The organism is Bradyrhizobium jicamae (genome assembly GCF_018130215.1).
In the GTDB taxonomy this organism is placed as follows: Bacteria; Pseudomonadota; Alphaproteobacteria; order Rhizobiales; family Xanthobacteraceae; genus Bradyrhizobium; species Bradyrhizobium jicamae_A.
This window is the reverse complement of sequence record NZ_JAFCKQ010000010.1, coordinates 21,871-37,653: the sequence shown is the minus strand read 5'-3', so window position 1 is coordinate 37,653 and position 15,783 is coordinate 21,871. Positions and strand designations below refer to the sequence as shown.

General features: G+C 65.4%; 13 protein-coding genes and 1 pseudogene. 11 read left to right on the top strand and 3 right to left on the bottom strand.

Annotated features, from left to right (window positions below; all coding sequences use genetic code 11):
• Positions 1-35: 35 nt before the first annotated feature.
• Positions 36-1,580, top strand: a complete 1,545-nt coding sequence (locus tag JQ586_RS14240; RefSeq protein ID WP_212395208.1) for an acyl-CoA synthetase — start codon at positions 36-38, stop codon at positions 1,578-1,580.
• 149 nt (positions 1,581-1,729) lie between these two features.
• Positions 1,730-4,537, top strand: a complete 2,808-nt coding sequence (gene ppc / locus JQ586_RS14235) for a phosphoenolpyruvate carboxylase (RefSeq protein WP_212395207.1) — start codon at positions 1,730-1,732, stop codon at positions 4,535-4,537.
• Positions 4,538-4,598: 61 nt separating this feature from the next.
• Here ppc and JQ586_RS14230 read toward each other — a convergent pair whose 3' ends face one another.
• The 3 genes from JQ586_RS14230 to JQ586_RS14220 all read right to left on the bottom strand — a co-directional run bounded on the left by JQ586_RS14230 (position 4,599) and on the right by JQ586_RS14220 (position 7,247).
• The gene (locus JQ586_RS14230; RefSeq protein WP_212395206.1) at positions 4,599-5,513 is read right to left on the bottom strand and encodes an SDR family oxidoreductase; all 915 of its coding nucleotides are present in this window, start codon (positions 5,511-5,513) and stop codon (positions 4,599-4,601) included.
• A gap of 176 nt (positions 5,514-5,689) precedes the next feature.
• On the bottom strand, positions 5,690-6,829 hold the full coding sequence (locus tag JQ586_RS14225; RefSeq protein ID WP_212395205.1) for a thiolase C-terminal domain-containing protein: 1,140 nt from the start codon (positions 6,827-6,829) through the stop codon (positions 5,690-5,692).
• A 4-nt stretch (positions 6,830-6,833) separates the two neighbouring features.
• Entirely contained in the window at positions 6,834-7,247 is a 414-nt protein-coding gene (locus JQ586_RS14220) for a Zn-ribbon domain-containing OB-fold protein (protein ID WP_212395204.1), read from the bottom strand.
• Positions 7,248-7,456: 209 nt separating this feature from the next.
• On the opposite strand from JQ586_RS14220, the gene JQ586_RS14215 reads away from it, so the two are divergent.
• From JQ586_RS14215 to alkB, 9 genes and pseudogenes are all read left to right on the top strand, one after another.
• Positions 7,457-8,704: an ABC transporter substrate-binding protein gene (locus JQ586_RS14215; RefSeq protein WP_212395203.1), complete on the top strand. Its 1,248-nt coding sequence runs from the start codon at positions 7,457-7,459 to the stop codon at positions 8,702-8,704.
• Between the two features lie 45 nt (positions 8,705-8,749).
• Positions 8,750-9,673, top strand: coding sequence for a branched-chain amino acid ABC transporter permease (locus JQ586_RS14210; RefSeq protein ID WP_212395202.1), 924 nt, complete (start codon positions 8,750-8,752; stop codon positions 9,671-9,673).
• The gene (locus JQ586_RS14205; RefSeq protein ID WP_212395201.1) at positions 9,666-10,586 is read left to right on the top strand and encodes a branched-chain amino acid ABC transporter permease; all 921 of its coding nucleotides are present in this window, start codon (positions 9,666-9,668) and stop codon (positions 10,584-10,586) included. The genes JQ586_RS14210 and JQ586_RS14205 overlap by 8 nt, the downstream gene beginning before the upstream one ends.
• Positions 10,576-11,319: an ABC transporter ATP-binding protein gene (locus JQ586_RS14200; RefSeq protein WP_212395200.1), complete on the top strand. Its 744-nt coding sequence runs from the start codon at positions 10,576-10,578 to the stop codon at positions 11,317-11,319. Before JQ586_RS14205 ends, JQ586_RS14200 begins: the two co-directional genes overlap by 11 nt.
• On the top strand, positions 11,309-12,028 hold the full coding sequence (locus JQ586_RS14195) for an ABC transporter ATP-binding protein (RefSeq protein WP_212395199.1): 720 nt from the start codon (positions 11,309-11,311) through the stop codon (positions 12,026-12,028). The genes JQ586_RS14200 and JQ586_RS14195 overlap by 11 nt, the downstream gene beginning before the upstream one ends.
• A gap of 76 nt (positions 12,029-12,104) precedes the next feature.
• Positions 12,105-13,454: an amidase gene (locus JQ586_RS14190; RefSeq protein ID WP_212395198.1), complete on the top strand. Its 1,350-nt coding sequence runs from the start codon at positions 12,105-12,107 to the stop codon at positions 13,452-13,454.
• Positions 13,447-14,133, top strand: coding sequence for a DUF2848 domain-containing protein (locus tag JQ586_RS14185; protein WP_212395197.1), 687 nt, complete (start codon positions 13,447-13,449; stop codon positions 14,131-14,133). Before JQ586_RS14190 ends, JQ586_RS14185 begins: the two co-directional genes overlap by 8 nt.
• A 200-nt stretch (positions 14,134-14,333) precedes the next feature.
• A pseudogene (locus JQ586_RS14180) lies at positions 14,334-15,080 on the top strand (2OG-Fe(II) oxygenase).
• A gap of 12 nt (positions 15,081-15,092) precedes the next feature.
• Positions 15,093-15,746 carry a DNA oxidative demethylase AlkB gene (gene alkB, locus JQ586_RS14175; protein ID WP_212395196.1) on the top strand — a complete coding sequence of 218 codons (654 nt, stop codon included), beginning with the start codon at positions 15,093-15,095 and terminating at the stop codon, positions 15,744-15,746.
• The last annotated feature ends 37 nt before the right edge of the window (positions 15,747-15,783 follow it).

Below are 15,783 nucleotides of genomic sequence, written 5' to 3'. Positions count from 1 at the left end.
ACGACTTGAACCCGACAAAAGATCGGATAGTGACAATGCAAACGTCCCAACTGTTCCGCGGCATCATCAGCGGTGACCGAAAACGGGATCACGATTCGGTCGGTGCGCGTGTCGACCGCATCGCGAGCGGCCTGCACCAGCTCGGCGTCAAAGCGGGCGACAGCGTCTGCATGCTGATGCGCAACGACATCGCCTTCATCGAGGCGGCCTACGCTGCGATGCGGCTCGGCGCCTATGGCGTGCCGATCAACTGGCACTTCAAGCCGGAAGAGATCAACTACGTCCTGACCGATTCCGGCACCCGCGTCCTGATCGCCCATGCCGACATGCTGCATCCCCTGCGCGGCGCGATCCCGCCTGGTGTCACCGTGCTCAGCGTGCCGACGCCGCCGGAGGTCCTCGCGAATTACAAGATCGATCCCGATCATCTCGCGACACCAGATTTCGCGAGCGATTTCGAAACCTGGCTCGCACGGCAGGCGCGCTACGACGGACCTGCGGTACCGCAGCCGCAGAACATGATCTATACCTCGGGCACCACCGGCCATCCCAAGGGCGTGCGACGTTTCGCGCCGACGCCGGTGCAGACCGCGAATGCGGAAGCGATGCGCGCGATGATCTACGGCCTGAAGCCGGGGGCGCGCGCGATCCTGCCCGGGCCGCTCTATCATTCGGCGCCGAATTCGTTCGGGCTGCGCTCGGGGCGGCTCGGCGGCGTGCTGGTGCTGATGCCGCGGTTCGACGCGGAGGAATTCCTGGCGTTGATCGAGCGCGAGAAGATCGACACCATCTTCATGGTGCCGACCATGTTCATCCGCCTGATGAAGTTGCCGGAGGACGTGCGCAGCAAATACGACATGTCGTCGCTGCGTCACATCATCCATGCCGCGGCGCCCTGTCCGGCGGACGTCAAGCGCGCGATGATCGAGTGGTGGGGGCCGGTGATCTATGAATTCTACGGCTCGACGGAATCGGGGGCGGTGACCTTCGCCAACTCCGAGGATGCGCTGAAGAAGCCCGGTACGGTCGGCAAGATCTCGCCCGGCGCCGAGCTTCGTTTCATCGGCGACGACGGCAGGGAGGTGGCGCAGGGAGAGATCGGCGAAATCTATTCGCGGATCGCGGGCAATCCGGATTTCACCTATCACAACAAGCCGGAGAAGCGCGCCGAGATCGATCGCGAGGGGTTCATCACATCGGGGGACGTCGGCTATATCGACGGGGACGGCTACGTCTTCATCTGCGATCGCAAGCGCGACATGGTGATCTCGGGCGGCGTCAACATCTATCCGGCCGAGATCGAGGCGGTGCTGCATGCCGTCCCCGGCGTGCACGATTGTGCGGTGTTCGGCATCCCGGACGCGGAGTTCGGCGAGGCGCTGATGGCAGTCATCGAGCCGCAGCCGGGCGTTGCGCTCGACATGGCCTGGATCCGGTCCCAGCTCAAGGCCTCGCTGGCCGACTACAAGGTGCCCAGGCATATCGAGATCCAGACCAGCCTGCCGCGCGAGGATTCCGGCAAGATCTTCAAGCGCCGGCTGCGGGACCCCTATTGGGAGCGGGCCGGACGGAGGATCTGAAGCCTTTTCGGGCAAAGTGGGTACCGGTTCGCGTGGCCGGTCGACGCGTTGCGGAGGCGGTGTGTGCACCGCCACGAAGTTCATCTTGCGTTGCGGCAAAAAAATTGCACACTCACGGGAGTGCCGGGCAGCTTCTGGAGTAGCCAGCCATGTCCTCCCAGACTTTGCCTTCCCAAACGATGCCTTCCGAGGCCGAGATCCGTGACAAGCGCGCCGCGGAGATGCAGGCGCAGGAGGAGGACGCGCGGCTCCGCAACGATATCCGCCTGCTGGGGCGCATCCTTGGCGACACCGTGCGCGACCAGGAGGGCGCCGACGCGTTCGACCTGGTCGAGCGCATCCGCCAGACCTCGGTCCGGTTCCATCGCGACGAGGACAAGCTGGCGCGGCGGGAGCTCGAGGCCATCCTCGATGGCATGTCGATCGCCGAAACGGTGCGGATCGTCCGCGCCTTCAGCTATTTCTCCCACCTCGCCAACATCGCCGAGGACCAGAACAACATCCGCCAGATGCGCAGCCGCGGTCCCGGCGGGGCGCCCCGCGCCAGCGTGCTGGAGCAGACGCTGACCCACGCGCGGCAGGCCGGCATCGCCCCGGCCGACCTGCGCGGCTTCTTCAAGGGTGCGCTGGTCAGCCCGGTGCTGACCGCTCACCCGACCGAGGTCCGCCGCAAGAGCACCATGGACCGCGAGATGGAGATCGCCGGCCTGCTCGACCGCCGCGAGCGGGTGCAGATGACGCCCGAGGAGAGCGAAGCCACCGACGAGCAACTCCGTCGCGCGGTGGTGACGCTGTGGCAGACCAATCTGTTGCGCCGGACCAAGCTCACCGTGCTCGACGAGGTCGCCAACGGGCTCTCATTCTACGACTACACCTTCCTGCAGGAGGTTCCGCGGCTGCACTGCGCGCTTGAGGACCGCCTGAACAAGGAGGGCGGCGAGCAGGGCGATGTCGCCTCCTTCCTGACCATGGGAAGCTGGATCGGCGGCGACCGCGATGGCAACCCGTTCGTCACCGCGGACGTGATGCGCGGCACGCTGCGGCTGCAATCGAGCCGGGTGCTCAGTTTCTATCTCGAGGAGCTGCACGCGCTCGGCGCCGAGCTGTCGCTTGCGGCGCATCTCGCCGACGTCTCGGACGAGCTGCGGACGCTGGCCGAGCGCTCGCCCGACACCTCGCCGCACCGGAGCGGCGAGCCTTATCGGCTTGCGGTGTCGGGCATCTATGCGCGGCTCGCGGCAACCGCCGCCAAGCTCGAGGTCGAGACCACGCGGCCGCCGGTCGGCAAGGCCGACCCCTATGCGAGCGTCAGGGAATTCCAGGGTGACCTCGACGTGCTCGACCGCTCGCTGATCGCGAACAACTCCGGCGTGATTGCGCGCGGCCGGCTGCGGCAGTTGCGCCGCGCGGTGGATTGCTTCGGCTTCCATCTCGCCCGGCTCGACATCCGCCAGAATTCCGCAGTGCATGAGCGCACCATTGCCGAGCTGTTCGACGCCGCCAATCCCGGCATGTCCTACCTGGCGCTCGGCGAGGATGCTCGCGTCAGCCTGCTGCTCAACGAGCTGCGCAGCGCGCGGCCGCTGACCTCGCCTTTCGTCAAGTACAGCGAGGAAACGCAGGGCGAGCTTGGCGTGTTCCGCGCCGCCGCGGAGGCGCATGCCAAATTCGGTCCAGACGTGATTTCCCAGTGCATCATCTCGATGTGCAAGGGCATGTCGGACATGCTGGAGGTGGCTGTTCTGCTGAAGGAGGTCGGCCTCGTCAATCCGTCCGGCCGCAGCGCCATCAACATCGTGCCGCTGTTCGAGACGATCGAGGATCTGCAGGACTCCAGCCGCATCATGGACCGCCTGCTGGCGATCCACGACTACCGCAGGCTGGTCGACAGCCGCGGCAGCGTGCAGGAGGTCATGCTCGGCTATTCCGACAGCAACAAGGATGGCGGCTTCGTCACCTCGGGCTGGGAACTCTACAAGGCCGAGATCGGCCTGGTCGAGGTGTTCGAACGCCATCACGTGCGCCTGCGCCTGTTCCACGGCCGCGGCGGCTCGGTCGGCCGCGGCGGCGGTCCGAGCTATGACGCGATCATCGCCCAGCCCGGTGGCGCCGTGAACGGCCAGATCCGCATCACCGAGCAGGGCGAGATCATCTCCTCGAAATATTCCAACGCCGAGGTCGGCCGCAGCAACCTGGAGATCCTCGCTGCCGCGACGCTGGAAACCAGCCTGCTGCAGCCGCGGCAGAGCGCGCCGCGCGCCGAGTACCTGAAGGCGATGGAGGAGATTTCGGCCCTCGCCTTCAGGGCCTATCGCGGCCTCGTCTACGAGACCCCGGGCTTCGCCGACTATTTCTGGGGCTCGACCGTCATCAACGAGATCGCGACGCTGAACATCGGCAGCCGTCCGGCATCGCGCAAGAAGACCCGCGAGATCGAGGACCTGCGGGCCATCCCCTGGGTGTTCTCCTGGGCGCAGTGCCGGCTGATGTTGCCGGGCTGGTACGGTTTCGGCGCGGCGGTCGAAACCTGGATCGCGGAGCACCCGGATCAGGGCATGCCGTTCCTTCAGGAACTCTATCGCGAGTGGCCGTTCTTCCGCACGCTGCTGTCGAACATGGACATGGTGCTGGCGAAGAGCTCGATTGCGATCGCCTCGCGCTATGCCGAGCTCGTGCCCGATGTCGAATTGCGCGAGAAGATCTTCGGCCGGATCCGCCGGGAATGGCATCTCTCGATCGAGACGCTGCTCGACATCATGGGCACCGAGCGATTGCTGCAAGGCAACCCGCTGCTGGAGCGCGGCATCCGCAACCGCTTCCCCTATCTCGATCCGCTCAACCATGTGCAGGTGGAGCTGTTGAAGGAGCATCGCGCACAGAACCCCGACGAGCAGGTGCTGCGCGGCATCCAGATCACCATCAACGGCATTTCGGCCGGGCTGAGGAATAGCGGGTAGCTGGTGAAATATCGTCCCGGCTTTCGCCGGGACGACACCTATGCCCGCACGTCATAAACCCTCAGATCGGATCCCAGGTGAAGACATCGGCCGAACGGTCGAGCTTGGAGAACGATCCCTTCAGGGCTGGCATGCCGTGTTCGGCAATGGTCTGCGGAGTCCAGCCTTCGCTGCGGTGAACCGAGCGGACCGGGCGATGCTGGCCGAACAGGAAGATCTCGTTCATGCGCACACCGAAGATCTGTCCGGTGACATCCTTGGCGGCGTCCGAGAGCAGGTGGGCGCAGACCGGTGCGATCTTCTCGGGACCCATCTGCTGGATCTTCGCGACGCGCGCCTTCTCGGCCTCGGTCTCGGTCGGGATGGTGCCGATCATGCGGGTCCAGGCGAACGGCGAGACGCAGTTCGAACGCACGTTGAAGCGGCCCATGTCGAGCGCGATCGACTTCGAGAGGCCGACGATGCCGAGCTTGGCGGCGGCGTAGTTGGCCTGGCCGTAATTGCCGATCAGGCCGGAGGTCGAGGTGAAGTGCACGAAGGAGCCGCTCTCCTGTTCGCGGAACAGGCGTGCCGCCGCGTGCGAGACGTAGAACGAGCCCATCAGGTGCACCTTGATGACGGCCTCGAACGCCTCCACGCTCATCTTGTGGAAGATCATGTCGCGCAGGATGCCGGCATTGTTGACGACGCCGTCGAGCCGGCCGAAATGGTCGGTCGCGGTCTTCACGATCTTGCTGGCGGGAATCGCTTCCGCCACCGACTCGAAATTGGCGACCGCGGTGCCGCCGCGCTTCTTGATCTCCTCGACCACCTCTTCGGCTGGCGTGGCGCTCGAGCCGGCGCCATCCGCCGCGCCGCCGGGATCGTTGACCACGACCTTGGCGCCCTCCGCGGCGCAGAGCAGCGCGATCTCGCGGCCGATGCCTCGGCCCGCCCCGGTGACGATGATGACCTTGTCCTGCAGTGATTTTGCCATGTGGGTGCTCCTGGTGTCGTTGCTTACCTCGCCCCGCTTGCGGGGAGAGGTCGGATCGCATCGCGAGATGCGATCCGGGTGAGGGGGATTCTCCGCGAGTCCGACTGTGTGGAAGCAGCCCCTCACCCCAACCCTCTCCCTGTCAGAACGGGGAGAGGGAGAGGCGAGCGGCTCGCTTACTTCTCGTTCGTAAAGATGATCGTGCCCGAGGCCGCGAACATGCCGCCGACGCCGTGACAGACCGAGATCTTCGCATTCGGCACCTGCGCCGGCGCGATGCCGCGCATCTGCCGCACGCTCTCCTGCAGGGCGTACATGCCGTACATGCCCGAGTGCATGTAGCTGAGGCCACCGCCATTGGTGTTGAGCGGCAGCTTGCCGCCGGGGCGGGTGTGACCGTCGGCGATGAACTTGCCGGTCTCCTCGTACGGCATGAAGCCGAGGTCGCCGAGGCCGTAGAGCGGCAGATGCGCGAAGGCGTCATAGATCATCAAATGATCGACGTCCTTGTGCGTGATCCCGGCTTCCTTGAAGGCAAGCGGTCCGGCGACCCCGAAGGCGCGCGATGAGTCGAACGTCTTCATCTGGCTGACCATCGGCGTTTCCACGCTCTCGCCGGTGCCGAGAATGTAGACCGGCTTCCGCGGGAAATCCCTGGCGCGGTCGGCAGAGGTCAGGATCAGCGCACCTCCGCCGTCGGTGACGAGGCAGCACTGCAGCAGCCGGAACGGATAGGCGATCATCCGCGAATTCAGTACGTCGGCGACCGTGATCGGGTCCTTCATGGTCGCGCGCGGATTCCGGGCCGCCCATTCGCGCTGCACGACCGCGACCATCGCGAGCTGCTCATGGGTGATGCCGTGCGTCTTCATGAAGCGCAGCACGGGGATCGGGAACATGCTCGGCGGGCCATAGACGCCGAACGGTGCCTCGAACTGGCCGTTGAGGCTGTCCGGCGCCGTGAAGCGCGGCTGCTTGCCGATCATCGACTTGCCGCTCTCGGCATGGGTGATCAGCACGGTCTTGCAGAGGCCGGCCTCGATCGCGGCCGCGGCGTGGCGGACATGCAGCATGAAGGAGCAGCCGCCGACCGAAGTGCCGTCGACCCAGGTCGGCGTGATGCCGAGATAGTGCGCGACCTGCTGCGGCGTCTCGACCGCGGTGGCGAAGCCGTCGATATCCGACAGCTTGAGGCCGGCATCCGCAATCGCATTCAGCGCCGCATCCGCATGCAGCTGGATCTGCGACATGTTCGGGATGACGCCGAGCTCGGTGGTTTCGGCCGCACCGACGACGGCAACCTGGTTCCTGCGCATCGCGTTACCCCTTCGCCGGACGGAATACGGGGAGGGTGATCCTGTCGTCGAGCGCCTGGAAGGCGACCTCGAGCGGCATGTCTAGCTCGAGCGCCTCCGGTGTCTGCGGACAATCGATGATGTTGCTCATCATGCGCGGGCCCTCGTCGAGCTCGACGACGGCGATCGCGTAGGGCGGGGTGAAGCCGGGCGCGGCGGGACGATGGTTGATGACGTAGCTGTAGAGCTTGCCCTTGCCGCTCGCCTTGAATACGGAGACCTTGCGCGAGGCGCAGGACGGGCAGAACGGGCGCGGCGGAAAATAGACATTGGCGCAGGCATCGCAGCGCTGCAGGCGCAATTCGCCGGCCTTGGTGCCGTCCCAGAAGTGCTGGGTTTCCGGGGTCGGTTTTGGTTTCGCGCGCGCGGGCTCGGCCATCTCTTATCTTCCTCCCGATTTCTTTAGGGTCTTGATGCGCCATCGGACCGATGGCCGTCAACGGTCTATCCGCATGCTGCGCAGCCGCCTGTGTCCTGCGCATGCCGCATATTCCGTCCCTCGCACAATTGATGAGGCGGCCGCGCTTGTGTCGCTGCGGCACGGCGCGTAGAACGACCCCCGAAACCAAACAGCCGGGAGGAAAAAACATGCTGAGGATGACGGGCGCGGCACTCGCCGCCGGCCTCGCGTTCGCCACACAGGCCATGGCCGCGGATGCACCTTCGGAGATCAAGATCGGCACGCTCTACGCGTCGTCGGGACGCTTCGCCTCGATCTCGATGCCGGTCTACAGCTCGCTGAAATTGTGGGTCGAACAGAAGAACGCCGAGGGCGGCGTCTATGTGAAGGCGTTCGACAAGAAGATCCCGATCAAGCTCGTCTCCTATGACGACCAGAGCAACACCGCGACCGCCTCGACGCTCTACAACCAGCTCATCACCCAGGACAAGGTCGACCTGCTGGTCGCCGATTCCGGATCGGTGCTGACCGCACCCGCAGTTGCGATCGCGCGCGACCACAAGATGTTCCTGTTCGACCAGACCGGCACCGGCGCGAGCTTCTTCTCCAAGGACAATCCGTATATCGCGCTGATGGCAGACCCGGTATCGACGGTCTGGCCGAAGCCGCTGGCGGATTTCATCAGCCATGATGGCCCCGGCCTCGGCATCAAGAAGGTTGCGATCCTCTACTCGACCAACGAGTTCACGGGAACGCAGGCCAATGCCTTCCGCAAGTTCGTCAAGGATTCCGGTGCGCCGATCGAGATCGTCTACGATCAGGGCGTCCCGACCGAGACCACGAACTACAACGTCATCATCAACAACATCAACAATTCCAGCCCCGACGCGGTGATCACTTTCGGCTACGCGCCGAACGACATCGCGTTCCTGCGCAACGTCCAGGACGTCGGCATCAAGTTCAAGATGCTGTTCGCGATCTATGCCGGTATCGAGACCGAGCTCCTGGAGAAGAACGTAGGCGCCAAGGGACTCGATCACGTCTGGACCTATGTGCCGCCCTCCGAGCTGGATTATTCCGTCAATTTCGGAATGAACATGAAGGATTTCCGCGCCACCTGGGAGAAGAAGTACAACGACGGCAAGATGGAGTTCGGCTTCAACGCGGTGGCGGGCTACACCACGGCGCTCGTCATCGAGAAGACGCTGTCGGTGGCGACCAGCCTCGACCAGATGGAGCTGCGCCGCGCGGTGTTCTCGCTCAACGGTCAGCTCAAGACGCTGGACGGTACCTTTGCGCTCGACGAGACGGGCGGGCAGATCGGCGAGTTGACGCCGCTCGGACAGCTTTCGGTGGACGAGAACGATCACATCAAGTTCACCTCGATCTATCCGCACGAGACCGCGACCGGCAAGCCGGTCTATCCGGCACCGTGATGTCGTCAGGGACGGCACATCTGATCCTCGGCGGCGGGCGCTAGCATGACCTACGCGCTCGTTGCCGGCGTGCTGTTCGGGCTGTATTTCAGCCTTGTCGGCATCGGTCTCAATCTCGTGTTCGGCGTCATGCGCATCGTCAACCTTGCGCATGGCGACATGCTGATGCTCGGCGCCTTCATAGCGGTCGGCGTGGTCGGCGTCTTCGGCATCGATCCCCTGTTCGCGGTGCCGCTGGCCTTCGTGGTCTTCGTGCTCGCCGGCCTCTTGCTGTACTGGGTGCTGGTGCCGCGGCTGCAGGGCTCGGCCAATCCCGAAATGCTGTCGATCATCCTGTTCTTTGGCCTGTCGCAGGTGATCGAAGCCGTCACCACGATCTTCGCCGGCACCAGCGAGCGGTCGATCCAGAGCCGGCTGCTCGGCACCGTCTTTACGACCATCAAGGTCAAGTGGTTCGGCGGCAAGGCCGGCGGAGCAGGGCCGATCCAGATCCTCGGCCAGGGATTTCCCGCGCCATGGGTAATCGCGGCGGTCACCAGCCTGATCGCGATCGGGCTTGTCTACCTCTACCTCTATCGCACCCGGCTCGGCACCTTGACCCGCGCGGTGATGTCGCGGCGCGACGAGGCGCTCGCGACCGGCATCGACGTCGACCGCGTGTCGGCGGCGGCGTTCGGCATCGGGCTCGGGCTCGCGGCGGTCGCCGGCGTGTTCGCGCCCTTCATGTTCGGCTCGGTGACGCCGGCCTTCGGTGCGGACGCGACGGTGACGTCGTTTGCCATCGTGGTGCTGGGCTCGCTCGGCAATCCCCTCGGCACCGCACTCGGCGGCGTCGTCTACGGCGTGTTCTACATGCTGGTGCAGACCTATCTCAGCTCCTGGGCTGACCTCTTGCCCTATGTGCTCCTGATCCTGATCCTGTTGTTGCGCCCGAGCGGCCTGCTCGGAAGGCGGGTGCGCGTTGCCTGATACGTCGAAGCACCTGCTGTTCATCCTGGCGCCGCTGGTCGTGGTGTTCGCCGTGCTGCCCGGCGTCTATCAGAACCATCTGCTGCTGTTCAATTTCGTGATCTTCCTGATCCTCGCCCAGGGCGTGAACATCATCTATGGCTTCACCGGCTATCTGCCGTTCGGCTATGTCGGCTTCTTCGGCGCCGGTGCCTACGGCTTTGCCATCATGGTGATGCATCTGCAGACGCCGGCGCCGCTTGCCGTGCTGGTCGGTGGCGTGGTGGCAGTCGCGCTCGGCCTCCTGCTGACGCCGTTGCTGCGATTGTCGGGCGCCTATTTCGCGATCGCCAACCTCGCTGCCTCGCTCGCGGTGTTGCACTTCGTTGCCAATCCGGCGCTGGAGAACATCACCAAGGGGCCGTATGGCGTGTCGCTGACCGGCACCTTCAATCCGACCGATGCCTACTACGCGGCCATCGCCGTGCTGGCGCTGACGCTGGGCGGTGTCGTCTATCTGAAGAACTCGGCCTTCGGCCTCGCCTTGCAGGCGGTGCGCGAGGACGCGGTCTCGGCCTCGATGGCCGGCGTCAACGTCGTCAAGATGCGCGTGATCGCCTGGCTGGCGTCGGCGCTGGTCGCCGGACTCGCCGGCGGCATCTATGCCTGGTACGTCTCGGTGTTCTATCCCGACAACGTGTTCTCCAGCGACTTCAGCATCTTCGCGATCGTGTTTGCGCTGTTCGGTGGCGTCGCCACCATCATCGGGCCGATCGTCGGCGTGCTCATCCTCTACGGCATCTACAATCTGATCGGCTTCACGACACCGCAATATTTCCAGCTGATCTACGGCCTCCTGATCATGGGACTGGTGCTGTTCCTTCCGGCAGGGCTGGTGTCGCTGGCAACGCGGAGGGGCTGGAATGTCCCCTGAGACGAAGCCCATCCTCACGGTTTCCAGGCTGGTCAAGCGCTTCGGCGGCTTCTATGCGCTCGACGGCCTGAGCTTCCATGTCGTGCCGGGCGAAATTCTCGGCCTCGTCGGGCCCAACGGCTCCGGCAAGACCACGGCGATCAATGTGATCTCGGGCCTTTATGCGCCCGATGACGGCGAGGTCGCGTTCGACGGCGCGCAAGCCGGCGGCATCGCCTCGCACAGACTGGTCCACCGCGGCATCAACCGCACCTTCCAGGTGCCGAAGCCGTTCCTGTCGCTGACGGTGCGCGAGAACATCCAGGTCGCGCTGGCCTATGGGCACGCCGCCGGCCATGCGGCGGCGACGCCGCCGTCGATGGCGGAGCTGCTCGACGAGTACCGGTTGAAGGAGGTCGCGGACCGCCCCGCAGCCGATCTCAACAGCGCACAGCAGAAGATGCTGGATCTGACGCGCGCGCTTGCGACGCGTCCGCGGCTCCTGCTGCTCGACGAACTCGCGGCCGGCCTCAATCCGGCGGAGCTCGACTGGATCGCCGGGCGCATCAAGGCGCTGGCCGCGACCGGCATGGCGATCATCGTGGTCGAGCATCTGATGGGCTTCATCGAGCAGATCACCGACCGCGTCATCGTGCTCAATGCAGGCAAGGAGATCTTCGAAGGCACGCTGGCAACCGCGGTGCGCGAGCCGCAGGTGATCGAGGTGTTTCTGGGAGGCGAGCATGCCGCCTGATGCAACGGCCCTTCTGGAAGCCGAACGCGTCGATGCCGGCTACGGCACCATGCAGGTGCTGTGGGGCGTCGATCTCGACGTCCGCGCTGGCGAGACTGTGCTGCTGCTCGGCGCCAACGGCGCGGGCAAGACCACCTTCCTGAAGTCGCTGGTCGGCCTGATCGAGGCGCGCAATGGCCATATCAGGCTCGGCGGCGAAGACGTCACAAGGATGCGCTCGTCGGACCGCATGAAACGCGGCATGACCTATATGTCGGAGCTCGCCGTGTTCCCCGACCTGTCGATCGAGGAAAACATCCGCGTCGGCGCGCAGGCGCTCGGCCACGCCGATCCGGGGGCACGGGTCGATGAACTCTATGGATTGTTTCCGGTGCTTCGTGACAAGCGGCGTGATCCGGCCTCCAGTCTCTCCGGCGGCCAGCGCAAGATGCTCGGCATCGCCAAGGCGCTGTCGGCCGATCCGAAGCTGCTGGTGATGGACGAGCCGTCGGCTGGCCTGTCGCCGCTGTTCGTCAAGGAGGTGATCCGCGCTCTCACCAGCCTGCAGGGCCGAGGATTGGCGCTCCTGATCGCTGAACAGAATATCAGCTTCCTCGAGGTCGCGACCCGGGTATTCGTGCTGGAGGGCGGCCGGATCCGCTTCTCGGGCACGGTTGCCGAAATGAGCGGCAACGAGGAGTTGCACCGCGCCTATTTCGGATTGAAGTGATCGGATCGCGCGCCGGCGATCTGGAAATCGGCGCCGGTTCGCGCGACAATCAGGTGCCAGCCACGAAGTGAAGACCATGCCCAACAATCCGACACTCGCCTCCCTCGCAGCCGATCTCGCCAGCGGTGCGACGTCCTCCCGCAAGCTCGTCGAGCGATGTATCGCCAAAATCGCCGATCCCGCCGGCGAGGGCCAGCGCACCTTTATCCATGTCGACAGGGACGCCGCCCTCGACGCGGCCGACGCCATGGACCGGCTGCGCAAGGCGAAAGCGGCGCCGTCGCCCTTTGCGGGCATTCCGGTCTCGATCAAGGACCTGTTCGACATCAGGGGGCAGGTGAGCCGCGCCGGCTCGCGCGCACTCGATGACTCCGCGCCGGCCGAGGCCGATGCGCCGGTGGTCGCACGGCTGCGGCGCGCCGGCTTCATCGTGATCGGGCGCACCAACATGACCGAGTTCGCCTATTCCGGCATCGGCATCAATCCGCATTACGGTACGCCGAAGGGCGCCTGGAACCGGAGCGTCGGCCATGTGCCCGGCGGCTCGTCGTCGGGCGCGGCGGTCTCGGTCGCCGACGGCATGGCCTTTGGCGCGCTCGGCACCGACACCGGCGGCTCCTGCCGGATTCCCGCGGCCTTCAACGGCATCGTCGGCTACAAGCCGACGCAGCGGCGGATTCCGCTCGATGGCGGCGTGCCGCTGTCGTTCTCGCTCGACAGCTACGGGCCGTTGGCGAATTCAGTGGCCTGCTGCGCGGTGTTCGACGCCGTGCTCGCCGACGAGCCGGTCAAGCCGCTGGCGCCGCGCCCGGTGAAGGGCATGCGGCTTGCGGTGCCGACAACGGTTGTGCTCGACGATCTCGACGACGCCGTGGCAAAGACCTTCGAGCGTGCGCTGGCCGCGCTGTCGCGCGCCGGCGCCATGATCGAGCGCATCGAGGTGCCGGAGCTGCTCGACGTCGGCGTGATGAACGCCAAAGGCGGGTTTGCCGCGGCGGAAAGCTATGCCTGGCACCGCTATCTGATCGCCAGCAAGGGCGACATGTACGATCCCCGCGTGTCGTCGCGAATCCTCCGCGGCGAGGGTTTTCCGGCTGCCGACTATATCGATCTCCTGAACGCGCGCCGCTCCTTCATCGAGCGGACCAACAAGCGCATCGCGCCCTACGACGCCATGGTGCTGCCGACCACGGCGAACCTGCCGCCGACCATTGCCGACCTTGCCGACGACAAGGCCTTTGCCACCCAGAACCTGCGCGCGCTGCGCAATTGCACGCTGATCAATGTGCTCGACGGCTGCGCGATCTCGCTGCCGGCGCATCGCGAGGGTGAGGCGCCGGTCGGCCTGATGCTCGCGGCGTCAGGCGGTTCGGATCGCCGTATCTTCGAGCTTGCGGCCGGAATGGAGACCGTGATCCGTGTTTGATCTCACCTTCAACATCGACGACAGGGGCGCCGCGACGCCGCTCACGTTCGAGATCAGGCAGGCCGTGATCGCCGGCTGGACCGGCCGCGATCCGGTGGCGCGCGACAAGCACATCGCCGAGCTCGAGGCGATCGGCATCGCGCGGCCCGCGACGACGCCGATCTACTACCGCTGCTCGGCGCGGCGGTTGACCCTTGCCGACACCATCGAGGTCTGCGGCGAGGACTCCAGCGGCGAGGTCGAGTTCGTGCTGATCGGCTGGCAGGGCCGCATCTTCGTCGGCTGCGGCTCCGATCACACCGACCGCAAGGTCGAGGGCTACAGCGTCACGGTGTCGAAGCAGATGTGCGACAAGCCTGTCGCCTCCGAACTCTGGGAGCTCGAAGACGTGATCGGACACTGGGACCGATTGATCCTGCGCTCCTGGGCCACGATCGGCGGGGAACGCGTGCTCTACCAGGAAGGCACCCTCGACCACATGCTGCCGGTCAAGGACCTGATCGCGCGCGGTTTCGGCGCGGGCGGATTGCCTGACGGCTGCGCCATGTTCGGCGGCACGTTCGCAGCCAAAGGCGGTATCCGCCCGGCGAGCCGGTTCGAGTTCGAGCTGGAGGATCCGGTGCTCAAGCGCAAGATTCAGCATGGTTATGACGTGGTCACGCTGCCGGTCAGGGGTTGATCGCACGCAGCGACCCACACGGGACGATCTGTAGCCCGGATGGAGCGGAGCGAAATCCGGGACGGTGTATCCGCGAGAGACCGGCCCCCGATTACGCTGCGCTGCATCCGGGCTACGAACTGGCAATTGGCTCTGTTCCGAGCCGTTTCCTACCCGGAAATCGGGTGGCGCCGGCGGCAATCGTGAGCAAAACTCCGTTCATGAAAGCCACAGCCAAAATTGCCGCCCCGGCGGCACCATCCGACATTCCGGACCGCGTCGACGCGCTCGACTGGGGTCACGTCACTGCCGATCTCGACGTACAGGGCTGTGCGGTCCTGAAGGGGCTGCTGACGCCTCAGGAATGCGATCGTCTCGCAGCGCTCTATCCGGATGACAGCCGGTTCCGCAGCAAGGTCGTGATGGGCCGTCATGGCTTCGGCCGCGGCGAGTACAAATATTTCAACTATCCGCTGCCGGACCTGATCGCCGAACTGCGGCTGGCGCTTTATGCGCAGCTGATGGCCACGGCCAATCGCTGGAACCAGACGATGGGTATCGATATCAATTACCCCGCGTCGCATGCGGCGTTCCTGAAGCGCTGCCATGAGGCCGGGCAGATCCGGCCGACGCCACTGCTGCTGCAATATGGCGAAGGCGACTACAATTGCCTGCATCAGGATCTCTATGGCGAGCATGTGTTCCCGATCCAGGTCGCGATCCTGCTGTCGCAGCCGGGACGCGATTTCACCGGCGGTGAGTTCGTGCTGACCGAGCAGCGGCCACGGATGCAGTCGCGGCCCGAAGTGGTTCCGTTGGCGAAAGGCGATGCAGTGGCGTTCGCCGTGCACCATCGTCCGGTGTAGGGGACGCGCGGGTCCTACCGCGTCAATCTCCGCCACGGTGTCAGCCGCATCAGATCCGGCCATCGTCACACCGTGGGTGTGATCTTCCACGACGCGAAGTGAGTGCAGTCAGGCGTGACCGCTGATCTGTTCGAGACCGTTGGCGATGCACGACCCCCGCGCCAGACCATGGCGGAGGGGGCGGTGATCCTGCGCGGTTTCGCCAGGCCATTCGAGGCCGAACTGATTCCGGCCCTTCGCGCCATCGTGAAGCAGTCGCCATTCCGGCATCTGATCACGCCGGGAGGCCACCGGATGTCGGTCGCGATGACCAATTGCGGCCGCCTCGGCTGGGTGTCCGACCCCACCGGCTATCGCTATGACGGCATCGATCCCGAGAGTGGCGCGCCGTGGCCGCCAATGCCGCCGGTGCTGTGCAGGCTGGCGTCTGATGCCGCAGGCGAGGCCGGCTTCAGCGGCTTTGCTCCCGAGGCCTGCCTGATCAACCGCTACGTCCCCGGCGCAAAATTGTCGCTGCACCAGGACAAGGACGAGCTCGATTTCGGAGCACCGATCGTGTCGGTGTCGCTGGGGCTGCCGGCGACCTTCCTGTTCGGCGGCCTGAAGCGCAGCGACACGCCGCGCCGTTATCGCCTTGAACACGGCGACGTCGTGGTATGGGGCGGGGCATCACGCCTGGTCTATCACGGCGTCGCGCCGCTCGCCGACGGCGAGCATGGCGTGCTCGGGCGCCAGCGCATCAACCTGACCTTCCGCAAGGTGCGCTGAGGCGGACGTCCCCTCCCGCGAGGCAGGCGGATGGTCT

What these genes read in the sequence shown, in the direction of transcription:
- JQ586_RS14200 (WP_212395200.1), top strand. Translation starts at nt 10,576, where the DNA reads ATGTCCCCTGAGACGAAGCCCATCCTCACGGTTTCCAGGCTGGTCAAG.
- JQ586_RS14230 (WP_212395206.1), bottom strand. Translation starts at nt 5,513, where the DNA reads ATGGCAAAATCACTGCAGGACAAGGTCATCATCGTCACCGGGGCGGGC.
- JQ586_RS14220 (WP_212395204.1), bottom strand. Translation starts at nt 7,247, where the DNA reads ATGGCCGAGCCCGCGCGCGCGAAACCAAAACCGACCCCGGAAACCCAG.
- JQ586_RS14215 (WP_212395203.1), top strand. Translation starts at nt 7,457, where the DNA reads ATGCTGAGGATGACGGGCGCGGCACTCGCCGCCGGCCTCGCGTTCGCC.
- JQ586_RS14190 (WP_212395198.1), top strand. Translation starts at nt 12,105, where the DNA reads ATGCCCAACAATCCGACACTCGCCTCCCTCGCAGCCGATCTCGCCAGC.
- JQ586_RS14240 (WP_212395208.1), top strand. Translation starts at nt 36, where the DNA reads ATGCAAACGTCCCAACTGTTCCGCGGCATCATCAGCGGTGACCGAAAA.
- ppc (WP_212395207.1), top strand. Translation starts at nt 1,730, where the DNA reads ATGTCCTCCCAGACTTTGCCTTCCCAAACGATGCCTTCCGAGGCCGAG.
- JQ586_RS14225 (WP_212395205.1), bottom strand. Translation starts at nt 6,829, where the DNA reads ATGCGCAGGAACCAGGTTGCCGTCGTCGGTGCGGCCGAAACCACCGAG.
- JQ586_RS14195 (WP_212395199.1), top strand. Translation starts at nt 11,309, where the DNA reads ATGCCGCCTGATGCAACGGCCCTTCTGGAAGCCGAACGCGTCGATGCC.
- JQ586_RS14210 (WP_212395202.1), top strand. Translation starts at nt 8,750, where the DNA reads ATGACCTACGCGCTCGTTGCCGGCGTGCTGTTCGGGCTGTATTTCAGC.